The organism is Aeromonas sp. L_1B5_3, from assembly GCF_963866575.1.
GTDB lineage: Bacteria > Pseudomonadota > Gammaproteobacteria > Enterobacterales > Aeromonadaceae > Aeromonas > Aeromonas jandaei.
Genome location: NZ_CAWMDN010000155.1, coordinates 25,116 through 45,296, shown reverse-complemented (window position 1 = coordinate 45,296; position 20,181 = coordinate 25,116). Strand labels below are relative to the sequence as shown.

Annotated in this window: 15 protein-coding genes; 8 read left to right on the top strand and 7 right to left on the bottom strand. The window is 58.0% G+C overall.

Annotated features, from left to right (window positions below; all coding sequences use genetic code 11):
* The first annotated feature begins 67 nt into the window (after nucleotides 1-67).
* Nucleotides 68-769, top strand: coding sequence for a DUF3334 family protein (locus AACR93_RS20245; RefSeq protein WP_033114911.1), 702 nt, complete (start codon nucleotides 68-70; stop codon nucleotides 767-769).
* A gap of 68 nt (nucleotides 770-837) precedes the next feature.
* On the opposite strand, the gene AACR93_RS20240 is transcribed toward AACR93_RS20245, so the two are convergent.
* On the bottom strand, nucleotides 838-1,836 hold the full coding sequence (locus tag AACR93_RS20240) for a DUF2860 family protein (protein ID WP_043851801.1): 999 nt from the start codon (nucleotides 1,834-1,836) through the stop codon (nucleotides 838-840).
* A gap of 197 nt (nucleotides 1,837-2,033) precedes the next feature.
* Between AACR93_RS20240 and arcB the strand changes: the two genes are divergently transcribed.
* From arcB to AACR93_RS20210, 6 genes are all read left to right on the top strand, one after another.
* Nucleotides 2,034-4,346 (top strand): aerobic respiration two-component sensor histidine kinase ArcB, encoded by a 2,313-nt coding sequence (gene arcB, locus AACR93_RS20235; RefSeq protein ID WP_043851800.1) that lies wholly within the window; start codon nucleotides 2,034-2,036, stop codon nucleotides 4,344-4,346.
* 33 nt (nucleotides 4,347-4,379) lie between these two features.
* Nucleotides 4,380-5,744, top strand: a complete 1,365-nt coding sequence (gene dgt, locus AACR93_RS20230) for a dGTPase (RefSeq protein ID WP_043851799.1) — start codon at nucleotides 4,380-4,382, stop codon at nucleotides 5,742-5,744.
* Between the two features lie 315 nt (nucleotides 5,745-6,059).
* Nucleotides 6,060-6,263, top strand: a complete 204-nt coding sequence (locus AACR93_RS20225; protein WP_043851798.1) for a hypothetical protein — start codon at nucleotides 6,060-6,062, stop codon at nucleotides 6,261-6,263.
* A 237-nt stretch (nucleotides 6,264-6,500) separates the two neighbouring features.
* Entirely contained in the window at nucleotides 6,501-10,739 is a 4,239-nt protein-coding gene (locus tag AACR93_RS20220) for an ATP-binding protein (RefSeq protein ID WP_043851797.1), read from the top strand.
* Between the two features lie 31 nt (nucleotides 10,740-10,770).
* Nucleotides 10,771-11,952 carry an EAL domain-containing response regulator gene (locus tag AACR93_RS20215; RefSeq protein WP_442853473.1) on the top strand — a complete coding sequence of 394 codons (1,182 nt, stop codon included), beginning with the start codon at nucleotides 10,771-10,773 and terminating at the stop codon, nucleotides 11,950-11,952.
* 39 nt (nucleotides 11,953-11,991) lie between these two features.
* Nucleotides 11,992-13,965, top strand: coding sequence for a methyl-accepting chemotaxis protein (locus AACR93_RS20210; protein ID WP_043851795.1), 1,974 nt, complete (start codon nucleotides 11,992-11,994; stop codon nucleotides 13,963-13,965).
* Nucleotides 13,966-13,996: 31 nt separating this feature from the next.
* Here the strand turns inward: AACR93_RS20210 and rfaH are convergent, their stop codons facing one another.
* The 4 genes from rfaH to metN form a co-directional block, all read right to left on the bottom strand.
* On the bottom strand, nucleotides 13,997-14,497 hold the full coding sequence (gene rfaH / locus AACR93_RS20205) for a transcription/translation regulatory transformer protein RfaH (RefSeq protein WP_041210416.1): 501 nt from the start codon (nucleotides 14,495-14,497) through the stop codon (nucleotides 13,997-13,999).
* 95 nt (nucleotides 14,498-14,592) lie between these two features.
* Complete coding sequence (gene metQ / locus AACR93_RS20200) at nucleotides 14,593-15,393, bottom strand: methionine ABC transporter substrate-binding lipoprotein MetQ (protein ID WP_041210417.1); 801 nt, start codon at nucleotides 15,391-15,393, stop codon at nucleotides 14,593-14,595.
* Nucleotides 15,394-15,418: 25 nt separating this feature from the next.
* On the bottom strand, nucleotides 15,419-16,072 hold the full coding sequence (locus AACR93_RS20195) for a methionine ABC transporter permease (protein ID WP_005339070.1): 654 nt from the start codon (nucleotides 16,070-16,072) through the stop codon (nucleotides 15,419-15,421).
* Nucleotides 16,053-17,096, bottom strand: a complete 1,044-nt coding sequence (gene metN, locus AACR93_RS20190; protein WP_043851794.1) for a methionine ABC transporter ATP-binding protein MetN — start codon at nucleotides 17,094-17,096, stop codon at nucleotides 16,053-16,055. Before metN ends, AACR93_RS20195 begins: the two co-directional genes overlap by 20 nt.
* A 483-nt stretch (nucleotides 17,097-17,579) precedes the next feature.
* Between metN and AACR93_RS20185 the strand changes: the two genes are divergently transcribed.
* Nucleotides 17,580-18,035, top strand: a complete 456-nt coding sequence (locus AACR93_RS20185) for a hypothetical protein (RefSeq protein WP_043851793.1) — start codon at nucleotides 17,580-17,582, stop codon at nucleotides 18,033-18,035.
* Nucleotides 18,036-18,127: 92 nt separating this feature from the next.
* On the opposite strand, the gene ppgK is transcribed toward AACR93_RS20185, so the two are convergent.
* Entirely contained in the window at nucleotides 18,128-18,871 is a 744-nt protein-coding gene (gene ppgK, locus AACR93_RS20180; RefSeq protein WP_043851792.1) for a polyphosphate--glucose phosphotransferase, read from the bottom strand.
* A gap of 111 nt (nucleotides 18,872-18,982) precedes the next feature.
* Nucleotides 18,983-20,137: a tRNA epoxyqueuosine(34) reductase QueG gene (gene queG, locus AACR93_RS20175; RefSeq protein WP_043851791.1), complete on the bottom strand. Its 1,155-nt coding sequence runs from the start codon at nucleotides 20,135-20,137 to the stop codon at nucleotides 18,983-18,985.
* Nucleotides 20,138-20,181 lie beyond the last annotated feature (44 nt).

The following is a 20,181-nucleotide window of genomic DNA, read 5'->3' as shown; positions in this document are numbered from 1 at the left end:
TTCTGGCCGCGCCATCTGTTAGAGTTATGGTATAGATAAGCCCATTCTCGATGTTCAGGAAGGACACATGATAGTTACAAGATCCGATGATGACGTCGTGTTGACGACTGAGGATGTACTGCTCAGTCTGTGCAACTCGGTAACCGACGTATTGAGTGCCGCGACCATGAGTCAGGTACGTTTTTCCGGTATGGTGCAGCGGATCAGCAAGACCTGCCTCAAGCCTGATATCGGCTGCTTCGTGCTGTTTGATGGCGGCTTCTCCGGTCTGGTGGTGATCAACTTCTCCGCCGCTGCCGCCATGGAGCTCTATGAGAGCTACATGCTGAGCATGGGGCTCTCCAAGGAGGATCTCGCCATCTCTCACACCTCCGACGAGGTGAGCAACGTGATGGGCGAGCTGATGAACCAGATCGTCGGCAGCTTCACCGTCAAGGTGGGCCGCGATCTGCAGACTCACATCACCCAGAACCAGCCGAAGATGCTGGCCCTCAACAAGCAGGTGATGCTGAGCGTCGATACCAATCTCGACAGCCCGGAATCCCGCCGCGTCACCTTCTTCACCGCCCGCAACAACATCTTCTATCTGGAGCTGGCGATGGACAAGACCGAGTTCATCCGCATCCACAATGAGGGGATGGAGCACGAGGAGCTGGATCCCGATGCCCTGATAGCTCAGGCCAAGCAAGACGCAGCCAAACCGGCGCCAGCAGCAGCTCCGGCCGCCAGCAATGACCACGACGATCTGCTCGACTCGCTCGGTATCTGAAGCAGGTCTAAGGCAGCAATGATAAGGCCACCCATCGGGTGGCCTTTTTTATTGCGGCTTTGCTGAGATTAGAAGTTGTAGAGCAGGCCGGTGCTGACGCGGCTCGCTTCGGTATCGTAGAAGCCGATATCGGAGCTGGCGTTGGCATAGGAGAGGGTAAAGGTCGCGCTGAGCGGTTTCACCCCGAACAGGCTGTGCCAGAAGAAGGTGCCGTTGATGGCGAATTCGTCCGCATCGGCGCGCTGGTCGAAGATGGGGTTGGCTTCGTCATACTTGCGCTTGCCGGCATAGACGTTGCTGACAATCGACCACTGGGGGCCACGCTTGGCATAGGTCAGTTGCAGGCCGGTGTTTTCGAAGCTCTCGGCACTGCCATCGAGGTTGGCTTGTTTGTAGATCAGCGCAGGTTCCAGAGCCTGACCGTCGGCGAAGGTCCACTTGTAGGAGAGCTGCATGTCATACATCTTGCCATTGCGATCCAGCATGGATGCGTAGTGAGTGCCATGAACCCGGTCATACTGCTGGCCGCTCTGCTCATCATCCATGTCGATGCTGCGGGCGGTGATGCTGCCGTTGAAGTTGCTGCCCCAGATCTTGTCCCAGGCGAAACGCGCCCCTTTGGATTTCAGGTCGGTGGAGCTGCGATCCACGCCGGTGGCAAAAGGATCGCTCCACAGCTCGACCGGCATGGCGTTGAATACCAGCGAGGTAGCGACGATCCCCTTGTCGCCCATCTCCTGACGCAGACCGAACTGCTGGGTAAAGTCGAAGCGGATGGCATCCTGAATGAGGTTACCGAGGAAGACCTGGGTACGGGTATCGGCAAAGGTGTAGCGGATGTCGGCGTTGATCAGCGGAGTCAGCTTGTTCTCGCTATCCGGTGAGCCCAGATCGTTGATGCGACTGTGGTTGTCGTCGCCGGCATAGAAGTTGGACTTGTAGCTGGTGGCGCTGACGCCGCCCAGCAGGAAGCCGGACCAACCGGACTGGCGCGGAATTTCGCCCAGATCGGCGTATGCAGCGTGGCTCGCAAGCAGGCCGAGGCCCAGCAAGGTGAGATTGCGCATCAAAAGACTCCTGATATATCAAACTGTTGAGGTGTAAAGCCCGGGATGTTCGTGCTGCTGATGTCACCTTGGTATTGCCCGGGCGAGTGCAATGGTCACATATGATACAGGAATATCCAATTATTGGCTTATCACACAAGAGTTAAGCGCGTTGTGCTGGTATTCTGTCCGGCGAATATCGGGGAGAAAACAACAAGATGAAGCAGATTAAATCCTGGGCGCAATACTACGTCGATCTGATGACCAAGCTGGGGCTGGTGCGTTTCAGCATGTTTCTGGCCACCGGCATCATAGTGCTGGCGGTCGCCATCCAGATGGGGGTCACCCTGTTTTTGCGGGGCAGCATCGATGTCATCGATTTCGTGCGCTCGGTGTTTTTTGGTCTGCTGGTCACCCCCTGGGCGGTCTATTTTCTCTCCATCGTGGTGGATCAGCTGGAGGATTCCCGCCAACGGCTGAGCCGGATGGTGCGCAAGCTGCAGGATATGCGCGAGCGGGATCTCGAGCTCAACAATCAGCTGCAGGAGAACATCAGCCGCCTCAACAGCCAGATCGCCGAGACCAACCGGGCCGAGAGTCTGCGTCTGCAGGCCATCGAGGATCTGGAGAACGAGGTGTTCCAGCGGGAAAAGGCCCAGCTTCATCTGGGAGAGCGCACCGCTCTGCTGCGCTCCTTTATCGACTGCTCCCCCGATCTGGTTTACTACCGCAATGAGGATGAGCAGTTCTCCGGCTGCAACCGCGCCATGGAGGAGCTGACCGGCAAGGCTGAGAGCGAGCTGATTGGCCTCACCCCGTTTGATGTCTACAAGCAGGAGATCGCCAACAAGGTGGTAGAGACTGACCGCCAGGTCTTTGCCAGCAACGAGCCGCTCACCTATGAGCAGTGGCTGGAGTACCCCGATGGTCGCAAGGCCTACTTCGAGCTGCGCAAGGTGCCCTTCTTCGACCGCTTCGGCAAGCGGCTCGGCCTGCTCGGCTTTGGCCGTGACATCACCGAACGCAAGCAGTATCAGGACAAGCTGGAGAAGGCGAGCCGCGACAAGACCACCTTCATCTCCACCATCAGCCACGAGCTGCGTACCCCGCTCAACGGCATTGTGGGGTTGAGCCGCATGCTGATGGATACCCCGCTCGACCCGAGCCAGCGTCAGCAGCTCAAGACTATTCACTTAAGTGCGGTCACCCTTGGCAACATCTTCAACGACATCATCGATCTCGACAAACTAGATCGGCGCCGGCTTGAAATTGCGCCAACCCGGATCGACCTGCCTGCCTTCCTCGACGAGCTGGAGACGCTGTCGCGCATTCAGGCGGAGCAGAAGGGGCTCTATCTGCACTTTGATCGCGATGGCGACATGCCGCAATTCGTGATGGCGGATGGCACCCGACTGCGTCAGGTGTTGTGGAATCTGGTGGGCAATGCGGTCAAGTTTACCGATGAGGGCGGTGTCACCGTGCGCTGCCTCTCCCATCCTGCCGACGAGCCGGGCAAGCTGGCGCTCCACTTTGAAGTGGAAGATACCGGCGTCGGCATTCCCCGCGCCCAGCAGGAGAAGATCTTCGCCATGTACTATCAGGTGCAGGGCAAGAAACACGCCACCGGTACCGGGATCGGCCTCGCGGTGTCGCGCCAGCTGGTACAGGCCATGGGCGGCCAGCTCTACGTGGATAGCGAGCCGGGTGAAGGCTCTTGCTTCACCGCCGAGCTGGAGGTCGCCTGTGTCGAACAGGTGTTGCCTGAACTGGAAGAGGAGATGCCCTCCCTCGACATCCTGCTGGTGGAGGATGTCGAGCTCAATGTGACGGTTGCCTGCGCCCTGCTGAACAAGCTCGGCCATCAGGTCAAGGTGGCGCGCGATGGTGCTCAGGCGTTGGCGATGGCCAACCCGGATGATTTTGACCTTATCCTGCTCGATATCCAGCTGCCGGACATGACCGGGTTCGATGTGGCGGCAACCCTGCTCGAGCGCTACGGCGAAAGTTTGCCGCCCATGGTTGCCCTGACGGCCAATGTAACCGGCGATCGCCAGTACTATCTGGATCGCGGCATGCGGGATGTGATCAACAAGCCGCTCGGCTCGAAGGCGGTGCGTGAGGTGATTGGTCACCTGTTTGCCGATCTGGCCGACGACGAGGCGGACGAGCAGGCTGATGCGGTGACTCAGGATGCGTTGCTGGATCTCCCTTTCCTCACCGACTATGCCGATACCGTGGGCAAGCCGGTACTGCTCTCCAGCGTCGAGCTGTTCGAGAAGATGATGCCCGACTACATGGCGGTGCTCGACTCCAACATGATCGCGCGGGATCAGGCTGGCGTGGTGGAGGAGGCGCACAAGATCAAGGGGGCGGCAGGCTCCATCGGCCTGCGTCGCCTGCAGCAGACGGCGCAACTGATCCAGAGCCCGGATCATCCCGCCTGGTGGGAGAATGTGGAAGACTGGATTGAGACGCTGCGCCGGGAATATCCGGGCGATATCGCCCGTCTGCGCCGCTGGTTGTTGTCTTGAATCTAATGGGAGCCGCGGGCAAGGAGCCACAGGATGTATAGCCGTTTGATCACCCCCGAGCGCATTCACCCCTGGGGAAATGAGGGTCTGTTGGAGGCGACCGAGCTGGATCGCGCCCGCATAGTGCAGGCGGCGCCGGTGCGCCGGTTGCAGCAGAAGACCCAGGTTTTTCCGCTCGATGTGAAAGCCTCGGTGCGCAGCCGCCTCACCCATTCGCTGGAGGTGCAGGAGACCGGCCGTCAGATCAGTCGCCGCATTCTGGCGGAATTGCCAGCCGGTGTGGTGTGCGAGGGGGCCTTTATCAATCTGGTGGAGATGTCCTGCCTCTTGCACGACGTGGGCAACCCGCCGTTCGGCCACTTCGGCGAGCAGGTGATGAGCCAGTGGCTCGGTGAAATGCTCGATCCCCTCTATCAGCAGGCACTGGCACAGCCCCCCTCAGTCCAGTGGGCGGAGCTGCGTCAGGATCTGCTGTTGTTTGACGGCAATGCCCAGAGCTTGCGGTTGGTACACAGCCTGCACGAGCTCAACCTGACCCTCGGCCAGCTGGGGGCGCTGTGCAAATACCCGCAGCAGCCGCAACCCGGTGTGAGTTACGGCCAGCATCATGGCTGGAGCAGCAAGCGCGGCATCTTCTTCAGTGAACAGCCCCTCTATCGCGCCCTCGGCCAGAGTCTGGGGCTGGCCCCAGGCTGCCGCCATCCGCTTGCCTACATCATGGAGGCGGCGGATGACATTTCCTACTGCATCGCTGATCTGGAGGATGCGGTAGACAGGCGCATTTTCACCCTGAATGAGCTGCTGGCTGCCCTCTGCAGCGCTGATGGCAGCGAGTACATGACGACCCTGCTTGGTGATGCACAGCGCTCCAGCTGGGGTTTCTTCCCCCATTTTCGTCACCGGTTGACCAGAGATCTGGTGGCGCTGGCAGCCAGCACCTATATCAGCGAGCATGAGGCGATCCTGCAGGGGAGCTATCCGCAGGCCCTGCTCCACGGTCAGGCTCCCACGGCGCGGGTGCTCGATATCCTCAAACAGGTTGCGCGAGCGCAGGTTTTCATGCGCCCCGAGGTAGAGGCGCTCGAACTGGAAGGCTACGCCGCCCTGCGCGGTGTGCTCGCCACTTACTCTTGCCTGCTGGCAATGCCATCCGGGCAATTTTCCCGTCTGCTGGCGGGTGAGGGGGGGAGTGAACTCTTTTTTGCTCGCCGCCTCTATCACCGCCTCTCGACGCGCCATATCAAGGCCTATCGGCTGGCTATCGCCACCCCGGATCCACGCTTTGTCTGCCAGCAGGAGCAGGAGTGGTATTACCGGGTACGCCTGCTGCTCGACTATGTCAGCGGCATGACGGATACCTATGTGCTGGAAGAGTACCGGCTGCTCTCGGGGATCTGATGACTCGGACTCCCTTGCGGGCAGCATAAAATGCCGTAAAAACGTTTAAAAAGGAGCCGCAAGAGGCTTGTGTTAAATTCGGAGTTTTTTTAGACTGCTGCAACCTGTTCAACTTTTATCCGGTAAGGAGACGAAAATGCACCATCAGATGCTAAATCTTGCATTCTCTCGCGGCACTGCGTGCGGCGTGAAATCTCGTGCTCTTTTACCGCGTGGCGTAAACAGGTAACCCCTGTCTTTTTATCACCCGCGGTTTGTCCCGCAGGGTGATATCCACTTTCTCCGGGAGAACCGCATGTTCAACTGGAGAATGTCATGTCTATCGAACTGGTTTTACTGCGTAGCGTCGAGTCTTTGGTACAAAAGCGGATCGCCAAGGTCGAGCGTCGTCTCGCCGTGATCAATCTCTCTCCTACCCTGCTGAAAGATACCGGTCTGGAAGGGTATGAGGGGCAGATCTCCCATATCCGTGAGCGCGAGTATCAAACAGGCTTCCGGCTTGGGAATCGAATAACCTGATGTGGTGGGGGCGTTGTTCCCCCCCAATCTTTTAACGTTGCGAAAAAATGACGTGACAGACCAAAATCTGTCACGTTTTTTGCTTTAAAAAGGATTGTTTATTCACATTCAGCCAATATCCCTCTATCCTCTCGGCCCCGTTTATAGCGGAACTGTTTGTTTTCTCACCGGCTAGAGCCATTATCTAGAGGGTCGAGGATGAATCGTATTGGCCTCACTCATCAGGACAAATAGCTCATGTCTCGCGCTTGTCATCTCCTACTGATTTTTTGCTCACTGCTTCTGCTGAGTTGGCATGTTGCTGCGGAGTCATCGCCCGAAGAGGAACAAAGAGCGGTTGATGAGCAGGGCTTCTCTCAGGAGCTGGTGGTGGGCGTTCCCCGTGGTGGTTATCCCCCCTTTATCTACGAGGTGCCATCGAAACAGTACGCCGGTCCGCTCAAGGAGTTGGCCCTGCGGATTGCCGCCGAGATGGGATTAACTCTGCGTTGCGTATCCTTTAACTCTTATATCGAAGCTCAGGAAGCGCTGAAGAAGGGGAAGGTTGATGCGCTGGTCGGGGTGGAGCTTGATGCTTTGCCGGTGGAGGGGGTGAACCATATCGGTCACCTCGGCTCTTATGGCCGCGCTATCCTGATGCAACATCCCAACCAGCGGTTAACGATCGAGCAGGCAAAAAAAATGCGCTGGGTTTGTATCCGCGGGTTTGGCAGTTGTCGTGAGCTGGCATCGCTGGGAATGCCCAACGTGACGCAGGTCGAGAGCCGTGATGAGGCAACCTATATGGTCAAGCTGGGCCTGGCCGATGGTTATCTGGCGCTGGGCCCTATTCTGGTGCGGGAGCTGCAGCGCCTCCCGGACACCATGGGGATTGCGACTCCTCGCTGGCTGAGCAGCAGCGCCCTGACGATTGCGACCAGCGCAAATAATAGTGAGCTGACAGAGCGGATCTGGCAGGCATATCAGAGGATCCCGGTGACCGATTCCCGCCTGCGCCTGGCGGAGGGGGATAGCCGCTTCAAGGTCGATCTGCTGCTGGAACCTGCCGAGATGGCATGGTTAAAACAGAAAAAAGTGATCCGGTTTGCCGTAGCCCCCTCTTTTTCCGGTATCAGCGAGATCGATGAAGAGGGGAGATTGCACGGGTATGCCGCCGACCTGATGAAGCTTATCAGCCTGCGTTCCGGTGTCCGGTTTGAACTGGTTCCGACCCGCACCTGGCAAGAGTCCATCGAACTACTGCAAGCGCACAAGATTGATTTGATCCCCCTGATGACTCCCCTGAAGGATCGGCGGGAGTTCGCCTCCTTTACTTCCTCTTACCTCAAGTTTGACAGCTACATCGTTGCCAGGAGCGGTGCTCGCAGCTTGAAATCTCTGGCTGATTTAAAGGGACGTCAGATCGGGGGGGTGACAGGTTCCTACGAGGCATCGTTGATTCGCAACTTTGGCGGGAAGATTGTTGAGGTTGGCCGCGATGCAGATCTTCTGAAGTTGCTCGACTCGGGCAAGGTCGATTATGTACTGCTTACCATGACCAACCTTGGCCAGCAGGCGATGAAAGGATTCAACGAGAAGTACCAGGTTGTGCTGGGGAGCCCCGAATTTTCGGTGCCGATCAGTATGGCGGTCGATATTGCACAGCCCGAGCTGACCAGGATTATGGACAAGTTGCTGCAGACCATTACCGATGAAGAGTGGCAGCTGTTCGATCGCCGCTGGCTCAACATCTCGGTCAATATGGCGGTGGACAATAGCCCTCTATACAAATGGCTGGCTTTTGCCGTAGCGGCTCTTGGTACCTCGGGTCTGCTGGTGTTGCTGTGGGCGCGCAGCCTGCGCCGCCAGATTGCCCAGCGCAAGGTTGCGGAAAGCAAGTTGAATGAGCAGCTCTCTTTTGTGCAGACACTGCTCAACTCCTTGCCGACCATGGTGGCACTGCGTGACAACGAGCAGCGTATTACCCTTTGCAATCAAGCCTATCGCGAGACCTTTTTCATCGAGCATGATGGGCAGCCGCGAGACGATCTCGCGCATATGCCCGAGCCGGTTCGTCGCCAGATGGTACAGGAGGAGCGAGCCGTCTGGCAGAGTGGTCGCAAGCTGGAGGGGGCGGGCAACAGTGTGCGGGCCGATGGTTCACCGTTTCATGTGATGTACGTCAAACTTCCCTATCGCGACCCGGCAGGCAAGATGTTGGGGGTGTTGACCGTGCTCACCGATGTCAGCCAGATCAAGGATGCGGAGGCGCGGGCGCGCAAGGCGGAAACCCGCCTGACCCAGATTACCGACAGTATGCCGGGCATTGTCTACCAGTATCTGTGGCAGGGGCCGGGCAAGGGACGATTTCTCTATGCCTCCCAGGGGGCTCGCGAGATCCTCGGGGTCAGTCATCAGGAGCTTTTTGCTGCCGAGTCGGGAGGAGAGATCTTCGGGTTTACCGAAGAGGCGTTGCAGGACTTTGTCAGCAAGGTGGCCAATCATGCCGAGACCCTGGCCCCGCTTGATCTGGAGGTCAAGGTCGAGCGGCTGGAGGGGGATCGCTATCTGCAGGTACGCGGCAGCTTCGTGCGTCAGGAACAACAGGAGCTGATCCTCAACGGGGTGATCCAGGACATTACGGCGCTCAAGCTGCAGGAGCACCAGTTGCGCGAGGCACAAGCCTACGCCGAGCAGGCCATGCAGGCGCGAAGCCGCTTTCTCGCCACCATGAGTCACGAGTTGAGGACCCCCATCTCCGGTATGCACGGTATGCTGGAGCTGTTGCAGATGAGCGAGCTGGATGACGATCAGCGTTACATGGTGCGCAATGTCGTCACTTCAACCAACAACTTGCTCTATCTGGTGAATGACATCCTCGACTTTTCCAAGATAGAGGCTGGCCAGTTGCGATTGCACTATCAGGTCTGTCGCGTGCAATCCGTTATTTGTGACGCGATCCGTGGCCATGCGACGCTCGCGCATAGCAAAGGGTTGCAGGTGGTGCTGGAGTGGGGTCAATCCGTGCCCGATCAGGCCGAGTTGGATGGCGTCAGGGTAGGGCAGGTTATCTCCAATCTGCTCAACAATGCCGTCAAGTTTACCGAGCAGGGGACCATCACTCTTGCTGTTAACTACCTCGACGGGTTGTTGAGCATTATGGTCGCCGATACCGGTATCGGGATTGCCGAAGAGAAGCAGGCGCTGCTTTTCACTCCTTTTGAACAGGTGGAGTCAGACATCAATCGCCGCTTCGGTGGTACAGGGCTGGGGCTGGCCATCTGCGATCAGCTGGTGCGGAAAATGGGGGGCAACCTGCATCTGGTCAGCAAGCCGGGTGAGGGGTCGAGTTTTACCTTCACCGTACCGCTGCAGAAACCACAATGGGATCTGCCAGCTTTGGCTGGGAGCGAGTGGTGGTATTTCAGCAACGATCCGGTGCTGGAGATGGCCATGAGACGTCTTGGTGCCAAGCTCAAACCCATTGAAGCGTCGAATTTCAGTGATGATTTGCAGGGATTGCTGCTGGCAGACGAACTTTGGCTGGAGCAGACGCTGGGGCCCGAGTGGCAAAGCTGGCTTCAACAAAGGGCTCTCAAAGGGATCATTGTGTCTCCCCGCGAGGCGCTTCGCGGGCGTCTCGGTGCTGCTCACTGGTGGCGACTGGGACTCTCCCCTCTCTATCCGGATCTGCTGCTGGAGAGTTGCAACGAATTGCTCAATGAGCAGGTTACCCCCATGCTCACGGCACTTGGGGAGAAGCTGGGAGGTAGGGTGCTGGTGGCCGACGATCATCCGGTCAACCGGGCTCTGCTGGCCAGACAGTTGGCCATTCTCGGGATAGAGGCGCAGGTGGTTGAGGATGGCGAGAAGGCGTTGCGGGCATGGCAGGGGCAGGATTTCTCTCTGCTGCTGACTGATTGTCATATGCCGGTGATGGATGGCTATAGTCTGGCCAGAGCGTTGCGAGCCCAGGGAGTGACTGCGCCCATAATCGGGGTAACGGCTGATACTTCGGAAGAGGCGAGTGCGCGGATGGTTGAGGCGGGCATGAGTGACATGCTGTTCAAGCCATATCCTCTCGAGACCCTGCGTCAACTATTGGCACATTGGCTGACTGATGTGGCTACAGTCTCAACAGAAGAACCCGCAGAACAGCAGCAAATCGCCGAGCAGGCGGAACGCTGGCAAGGGCTCTTTGGTGATGAGGAGGCTGCTCGGGCGATGGCAAAAGAATATCTCGATTCCAACCGTCAGGATGGCAAGGATATGATGGTGGCACTGACTTGCCACGATACTCAGGCGCTGGTAGAAACGGCCCACCGTATCAAGGGGGCCGCACGCATGGTGGGGCTGCAAGAGCTGGCAGCACAGGCAGCCAGACTCGAATCGGCCTCACGATTGAAGCAGACGGAGGAGCTGGAAGAGTTGGTTTGCGGGGTACAGGTATTGATGAACGCAATCTCCCACGAAATTGGATTATGGCTCGATGAATAACGTACAAAACGTACACGATGAATTGGTCATCATGGTTGTCGAGGACCATGCGTTTCAACGCAAGGCCTTGATGCACCAGATCCGTGACCTGGGTTATCAACAGTTGCTGGAGGCTCGTGATGGGCAGGAGGCACTTGAGCTGTGCCAGCGTCACTCGGTTGATATCCTTTTTTGTGACCTGCGCATGCCCGGTATGGATGGAATGGCGCTGTTGCGCCGCCTCTCCCTGGGAGGATTCAGCGGAGGCATCATTCTCTCCAGCGCATTGGAGGATGACGTCGTTGAAGCTGTTTTGCGGATGAGTGCCGCCTATGGTTTGCAGGTGCTGGGCCGAATCGAAAAACCATCGACCAAGCAACAGTTAAAAGTGTTGATCGAGTCGTGGTCTCCTCGTCAGGAGCAGGCCCAAAAAGAGGATGGGCATCGGCTTGGGCTGGATGAACTGCGACGCGCGCTGGACGATGACCAAATCGTCCCCTGGTATCAACCGAAAGTCAGCTTTGCCACTGGTGAATGGGTCGGGATGGAAGCGCTGGCGCGCTGGCAGCACCCGGAATATGGCCTGGTCTCGCCGGGCCGTTTCATTCCGCTGGCAGAAAACAACGGGCTCATCGATCAACTGACCGAGATCATCATCAACAAGTCGCTGCGCGATGGTCATCTCTGGGAGGAGACTGGTCTCTCCCTCAATCTGTCGATGAACCTTTCCACCACCTCGCTGATTGAGGGGGATCTCTGTAACTCCCTGATTGCGCAATGTCTGCGCTGGAGCATAAATCCAGAACTGATCACCCTGGAGGTGACCGAGAGCTCCTTCGTGCAGGATGTGGGCAAGTCGCTGGAGGTGCTGACCCGACTGCGGATGCATGGATTCGGTCTCTCTATCGATGATTTCGGCACCGGCTACTCGTCGATGCAGCAGTTGGCTCTGCTGCCTTTTACCGAGTTGAAGCTGGATCGATCCTTCGTCGATCGCTGCTATGCAGATCCATCCCGTCTGGCCATTATCGAGTCCAGTATCGAGCTTGCCCGCAAGCTGGGGCTTAAATCGGTGGCGGAAGGGGTCGAGGATGAGTTGACTTGGCAACAGTTGGCAAAACTTGGATGTGACGTGTGTCAGGGCTTTTTCTCTGCCAGACCGATGCCGCGCAGTGAATTGCAGGAGTGGCACCGCTCCTGGCAGGAGAGATTGCCTACACTTATATCGACCTGATTCTTTTGGCCTGCGGGCCTCATCTGAACAAGGATGTTCATGAAAATCTCACACAAGCTTCTGATCAGCTTCGGATTTATCAATCTTCTGATCGCCCTCTCCTCTGCACTGGTCTACTACCGGCTAAACCAGATCAATCAATCCCAGCAGATGCTGCTGGCGCAGGCGCTGCCGGCTCTGCAGCGGGATGAGGCCAGCCAGAAAGCGCTGGTCGCCACCGTCTCGGCATTGCGTGGTTATCTCATTCTTGGCAAGGATCCCGCCCAAGCTGCCAGATTGAAGCAGGAGTGGGAGGGGGCCTGGCAGGTTATTACCAGCCAGCAGTTTGATGTGGGGTTGGTACAGTCACTCAAGAGTTTCAAGAGCAGTCAGGAAAAGGTATGGGTGATTGCCCACACAGAGGAGAATCTGCCTGCACATACCCTGATGCTGCAGGAGGCAGGGCCGCTTGCCGAAGCTGCGCTCGATCAGCTGCAATCTTTCGCCAATGAAGAGGTGGCGACTCCTCAGGATCAGCTATCGGGAGATCGCCGCATGTTGCTCAAGCAGGTGGGAGATGCCTACAACAGCTTGTCAAATGCGCTCTCCGCCCTGCGAGATTTTCTTATTTCCGGCGACCCGGAATATCGCAGCAAGTATGAGGACTATTACAAGTTCCATCAGCAACGGGTGGCGGAACTCAAACAGCAGTCCAGTCTCTTTTCCGAAACCGAGCGCAGCCTCTGGCAGCTGTTTGAGGAGATGGGAACCCCCTTCTCGGAGCTGGTGGGCCAGGTCATCAGCAAGCGGCAAGCACCGGATTGGGATCAGGCTAACTACTTGATGGCAAAAGAGATTGAGCCGATGCAGGAGATCCTCTACGAACGGCTGGCCAAACAGGTAGGGGAAACCCGCAGCAAAGTAACTGCAATCTCAGGAGAGATGACCCAGGCTGGCCACTCCATCACTCGTACTCTGTTGCTGGCAACGGGGAGTTCCATCGTGCTTGGCATGTTGGTGGCGTGGCTCTTCAGTCGTCGTTTGACTCGTGACATCGCCAGTCTGGTTGTGCGGGCTGGCGAGGTCGCCGATGGCAAGCTGGCAGCCAACCCCTTGCCCATCTTGAGTCAGGATGAGCTGGGCGGTTTGACCGGCTCCATCAACCGGATGTCGGCCCAGCTACGCAGTCTAGTGAGCGAGCTGCAGGGGGCGGTGGGACAGGTAGATGTCGCCTGTCAGGATGTAGGCAGCACAACTCAGGCCATAGTGACCGATTTGACCGCGCAGGATATTCGGGTAAAAGCGGTCGCCAGCGCGATCGAGCAGATGTCGGTCAGTATGAAAGAGGTGGCGGGCAATATTGCCAATGCAGCCGACAGTGCCCATCAGGTGCAGCAGCAAACCCGGCAGGGACAGAATGCATTGGCACGGATGACAGATGCCATGCAGCAGATCGCCGCCATGATTGGGCAAGCCAATCACGCGATGGGATTGCTTGAGAAGCAGAGCGAACAGGTCGGGCAGATCACCGAAGTTATCGCCACCATAGCCGAACAGACCAACTTGCTGGCCCTTAATGCGGCAATAGAAGCTGCGAGGGCCGGTGATCAGGGGCGCGGTTTTGCCGTGGTCGCCGATGAGGTACGTCAGCTGGCAACCCGCACCCACCAGTCAACCGCCGAAATCAGCCAGACGATTAGCGCAATTTCCCAGCAAACCCGCCAGACCGTCGCCACGGTGAGCGGTGGCACCCAGCTGGTCGAGCAGGGGCGTGATGCAGTCGGGTTGGTAACCGAGACGTTGAATGCGATGAACCAGCTGGTGCAGGCGCTATCTGGCCAGCTGGAGGCCATCGCAACGGCGACCGAGCAACAATCCCAGGTCGCCGCCGAAGTGGCTGGAACGGTAGAGGATATTGCCGCTCTGAGCCGTCAATCCTGTCAGCAGAGCCAGCAGGGTGAGGGCATAGTCGCCCGTCTGGCGGGTGATACCGGCAAGCTGACGGCAGTGATCGCCCGTTTTGAGCTGGAGTGACGGGGGTGGCAGGATATCATCCTGCCACCTCTTAGTCGATTCGTCTGAAGGCGTGGTTTTCGAAGCTGCTGGTGGTCTCTTTATTGAGCAGACTGACCAGCAGAATGGCCCGTTTCTCCCCATCCGGCTCCATATAGATGGCTTCAAACCCTGCCAATGGCCCCTCTTCAATCAATACCTTATCGCCCGCATTTGGCAGCTTGGCGTAGCTGGCTCGCGCCTCGTCGCTGTCATCGCGGCTCATCAGCTGATAGACCAGCTTGTTGCTGATGGGCGTCCATTCACTGCCGAAGTGGATGATCCGGCTGATGCCACGGGTCGATTTCAGGGTGACCGGAGTGACCTCTTCCAAATCGACGTAGATGAAGAGGTAGTTGGGAAACATGGGTTCCTTTACCGGGACTCGCTTGCCCCGACGCAGTTTCTCGATTTCCACCATGGGGTAGTAGGACTCAATGCCCTGGGCATCGAGGTGGGCGCGGGCGCGGGCCTCTTCCTTTGGCTTGCAGTAGGCCAGATACCATTTTTTCATGTGATGTTATATTCGTGTTGCCGTGCTCGCCGATATGATAGCGGCGGCAATAAAAAAGGCCACGCATTGCGTGGCCTTTTTTGTCGAGTGAGCAATTACCAACCTTTTACCAGGCCGCCTTTGAACAGCTCCAGCCCTTTCTTGTAGACATCATCGGTCTGGAAGGCCTGTACGAACTGTTTGACCTTCTCGTCATCCTTGTTGTTGTCGCGAGCGACGATCAGGTTGACGTAGGGGGACTCTTTGTCTTCAACAAACAGACCATTTTCGGTCGGGGTCAGACCAATCTGGCCGGCAAAGGTGTTGTTGATGATGGCGAGATCCACGTCTTCCAGCGAGCGGGGCAGCTGGGCAGCTTCCAGTTCAACGATCTTGAAGTTGCGCGGGTTGCTGGCGATATCGAGTACGGTCGCTTCCAGACCAGCACCATCTTTCAGGGTGATCAGGCCTTGCTTGGCCAGCAGGATCAGGGAGCGGCCCAGGTTGGTCGGATCGTTCGGTACCGCGATCTGGGCGCCATCTTTCAGCTCGCTCAGCGACTTCAGCTTCTTGGAGTAACCGGCGATCGGGTAGACGAAGGTGTTGCCGACCGGTACCAGTTTGAAGCCGCGATCACGTACCTGCGCATCCAGATAGGGTTTGTGCTGGAAGGCGTTGATGTCGATGCTGCCATCGTTCAGCGCCACGTTCGGGGTGACATAGTCGGAGAAGTTGACGATCTCGACGTTCAGACCATATTTCTCTTTTGCCACCTTGGCGGCTACTTCGACCAGCTCGGTCTCAGGGCCGGCAATGGCGCCTACTTTCAGGGTCTTGTTCTCTTCCTTTTGACCGCAACCGGCCAGTACCAGACCAGCCAGCAGAGCTGCCGCAACGGATTTGATGCCAAATTTCATAAAACCTCCTGTCAGAAATCGACGATTAACGATGATCACATTTGTTGACCAGGCGTTCACCAGCGCTCTGGATAAGTTGAACTAGCACGACCAGTATCACGACGGTGACCAGCATGACGGTCGGATCGAAGCGCTGATAGCCGTAACGGATGCCCACATCACCGAGACCACCACCACCGATGGCACCAGCCATGGCGGAGTAGTTCACCAGCGTGACGAGGGTAATGGTGACGCTGTTGAGGATGCCGGGCAGGGCCTCGGGCAGCAGCACCTTGGTGATGATTTGCAATGGCTTGGCACCCATCGCCTTGGCCGCTTCCAGCAGGCCGTCGGGTACTTCCATCAGGGCACCTTCCACCAGACGGGCGATGAAAGGGATGCAACCGACGGTCAGCGGCACGATGGCCGCTATGGTGCCGATACTGGTGCCGACAATCAGCCGGGTCAGCGGAATAATCGCGACCAGCAGGATGATAAAGGGCACCGAGCGACCCACGTTGACCACCATGCCCAAAGTGCGGTTGAGCAGCGGATTGGCCAGGATCTGGCCGGCTTTGGTCACATGCAGAGCCACGCCGAGCGGCAGTCCGAGCAGGCAGCCAAACAGGGCGGAGGCAAACACCATGATAAGGGTGTCGCCCAGGGCCGTGATGAGCAGATTAATCATGGCTTCGGACATAACCCATTACCTCCAGCTGAATGTGATTGTCGATAAGGAACTGCTGGGTCGCCTCGCACTGGGCTTCATCTCCGAACAGTTCTGCCAGCAGGAAACCGAACTTGACGCCACCGGCGTACTCGATGTCGGCGCTCAGGATGCTGATGTCGATATTGAAACGGCGGCTCGCCTCGGAGATGAGCGGCGTATCGACCGTGCTGCCGGTAAAGCCAAGCTTCAGCAGCGGGTAGCTGCCGGGCACTCGCTCGTTGCTCATCCGATCCTGATACTCCTGCGGTACCTCGAGATGGATGGTGGAGCGAATGAAATCGCGGGCCAGCTGGGTCTTGGCATTGCTGAAGAACCACGCCACTTCGCCCTGTTCGATCAGGCTGCCGTCGCTGATGATGGCCACTTCGTCACAGATCCCCTTCACCACATCCATTTCGTGGGTGATGAGCAGGATGGTGAGCCCCAGCTTGACGTTGATCTCCTTGAGCAGGGTCAGGATCGAGCGGGTGGTCTGCGGATCGAGTGCCGAAGTGGCCTCGTCACAGAGCAGCACTTTGGGCGCAGGGGCCAATGCGCGTGCGATGGCGACCCGCTGTTTCTGGCCGCCGGATAGTTCGGACGGATAGGCGTGAGCACGGGCTTCCAGCCCGACCAGCGCCAGCAGCTCTTCGACCCGGCTCTTGATCTGATCCTTGTTCCAGCCCGCCAGCTCCAGCGGAAAGGCGATGTTGGCAAATACGGTACGGGAGGCGAGCAGGTTGAAGTGCTGGAAGATCATCCCGATCTGGCGGCGGGCCTGGGTCAGATCCCGTTCGCTCAGGGCGACCAGATCCTGGCCGTCGACAATCACCTGACCCTCTGTCGGGCGCTCCAGCAGGTTGACACAGCGGATGAGGGTACTCTTGCCGGCACCGGAGGCACCGATCACCCCGAAGATTTTGCCTTGGGGTACATGCAGACTCACGTCACGCAGGGCGTGCACGGCGTCACTGCCTGTACCGTAGACTTTGTTGAGACCGATCAACTTAATCATGGATTCTTCCGTGCTAACAGCCTTACAGCACAGGGCGCTACAGGCGAGAAAATTGGGCAGAGGTTTCACTAGGTTGCACTGCCATCATGGGGGATGATGCTAAGATGTCCGGATGGCTGTGTCAACGCATGTTTTTACGTCTAGACGTCTAAAAAAGTGATAAGGATTTTCAGTTGGCAGATAAGGAATAGCAGGGTTTGGCATTGTTCCATATTGAATTTCGCTTTGAAGCCGAAGAGCCGAATTAAAGTTGGCTAATGGCGTGTGATGCTCTGTTCTATTAGGTATCCCTGTCGCGACTATCCGGCTGTGGAGCCTACCTCTCTCAAGCCCCAGAATTGCATAAAGTTGAACCCCCTGTCTGCCCACTTATATATACCTCGGCCAATTTTGATGCAGCGCAAGAAGATGCCGGATCGTGATTGGGGCCTGGCTGGCCGTTTTTTATACTGAAGTTGCGGATTTCCCATGGAGGGCAGAGCGATGAGATTCCAACAGATCAAAGAGTTGCTGCACTACCTCGAGCAGGTGCATCACCAGCTCGGTCTCTGTTACCGGCGTCTGGGCAATCAGGTGGATAGCGAACGCTGCCGGATGTTGCTGGTCTATCTGCAAGGGCGGGAGGATGCCGCCAGTGTCCATCTGCATGAGTACGCCACCCAGCTGGGCGGCCCGGTGCGGGAGACCTGGCTGGATCAGAGCTTTAGCGAGGACATGTTGCCAGCGATTATGCGCTGCGAGTTGCCCGCTTCAGCCAGAACCGAAGATATCGTTGCCCTGGTTTGCCGCTGGGAGGAGCAGTTGATTGGCGAATTGGGTCATCTGGCCCGGGAGTGCCCGACTCGGAGCACGGCTGAATTGCTGGATAATTTGGCCCGACTGGAGCAGACCCGCCTGACCCGCTTGGTGCACGGTGCTCACCAGCTCGATGACTTGTAGCAAGGACTGAGGGTCGATCACCAGATAGAGAGAGGGCCCGGCATTGCTGCCGGGCCCTCTTCGTATCGGGAGCTCATGGCACTGATGCGCAATCAGCCCTGATGTCGTTCGGCGGCGTAGAGCGCCGCACCGATAATACCGGCCTGGTTGAGACTGGCAGCGGGAATGAGCGGCGCCCGGGTTTCGATGCGATCGACGAACTTATCCAGTTTGGCTGCGCTGCCGCCGCCCAGAATGAAGAGGTCGGGGGAGAAGAGAAACTCGAGGCGAGCCAGATACTTGTTGAAGCGTTTGCCCCAGCGCCCCCAGGAGAGATCCTCGCGTTTGCGCACTGCGTCCGAGCAGTAGTGCTCGGCGATCATCCCTTCCAGCATCAGATGGCCCAGCTCGGTGTTGGGCAGCAGGTGACCGTTGACGAAGACTGCGGTGCCGATGCCGGTGCCGACTGTGATGAGGATGATAACCCCCTTGCGATCCTTGCCGGCACCAAAGCGCATCTCGGCCATCCCGGCGGCGTCGGCATCGTTGAGCACATAGCAGGGCTTGCCGGTGACATCGGCAAACAGGTGCTCGGCATCGGTCTCAATCCAGCTCTTGTCGATATTGGCTGCGCTCTTGGCAATGCCGTTGTGGATGGTGGCCGGGAAGCCGCAACCCACGGGTCCTTTCCAGTCGAAGTGTTCGACCAGAGCCTTGAGGGTATGGGCAATGGCGGCCGGGGTGGCCGGCTGTGGTGTGGCAATGCGATGGCGCTCGCCAATCAGCTCACCGGTTTCGGTATCGACCAGACAGCCCTTGATCCCCGAGCCTCCAATATCCACTCCCAACATTTGCATCTGTGATGTCCTTTTTGTGTGCCGACCATTGTTGCTCAACCATGGCGTGCTGATCTTTGTGGGTCGGCAGAGCATGAAAAAACTGCTGCAATCCGGCAAGGGGCAGATCACTCAGGCGTGATCCGGCAGACCTTTTTCGATGCAACGGATCAGCAGGCGGGTTTTCTTGTTCGTTTCATCCTGGCGTCTGGCCAGCATTGCCAGCGCCCATTCAATATGTTCTGCCACCATGGGCTCTGCTTCCGGCAGCGCTTGCTGCAGGGCTGCCATCACTTCCGGGTTGGCCGGGCCGTTGCCAAGGGCTACCGCCAGATTGCGGCGCCAGCGTTGATAGCCGATGCGGCGGATTGGGCTCCCCTCGGTATGTTTGAGGAACTCGGCCTCGCTCCAGCGCCACAGCGCCAGCAGGGGCGGGCGATGCAGGCTGGCGCGGGGGCTGAAATCGGGTTCCGGGCTGGCATCTGCGTAGCGATTCCACGGGCAGATGAGCTGGCAGTCGTCGCAGCCGTAGATGCGGTTGCCCATCAGGGGTCTGAACTCTTCCGGAATAGGGCCGTCGTTCTCGATGGTGAGATAGGAGATGCAGCGGCGGCCATCCACCACATAGGGTGCGACAATCGCGCCGGTGGGGCAGATGTTGATGCAGGCGACACACTTGCCGCACTGCTCTTTTTCCACCGGCGCATCGATGGGGAGTGGCAGGCTTACCAGCAGCTCCCCCAAAAAGAAGAAGGAACCGGCGGACTCATTGAGCAGCAGTGAGTGTTTGCCAACCCAGCCGAGGCCAGCCTTGGCGGCCAACGGCCGCTCCAGCACGGGAGCGGAGTCGACAAAGGGGCGCCACTCACCAAGGGGGTCAGACGTGCCTTGAAACAGCTCGGCGCAGCGCGCTTCGATTCGGTCACCCAGCTGTTTGAGGCGATTGCGCAGCACCTTGTGGTAGTCGCGGCCGAGGGCGTAGCGGCTGATATAGCCGAGAGTCGGGTCGCGCAGGGTGGCGGCAAAGCCTGCCTCGAAGGGGAGGTAGTTCATTCGCACCGAGATGACCCGCAAGGTGCCCGGCAGCAGCTCATGGGGGCGGGCGCGCATCATGCCGTGACGCGCCATGTAATCCATGGAGCCGTGATAACCGGCGTCCAGCCAGGCCTGCAATTTCGGCTCTTCGGCCCGCAGATCCGTGTCGGTGATGCCAACTTGGTCAAATCCTAGCTCGCTCGCCCAGAGCTTGATATCTTGAGCCAGTTGGTTGAAATCAGGTGTTGTCATGCTGCATGGCATCCCGGCACTTGAGCACTTGGAGCGAAAGAGAG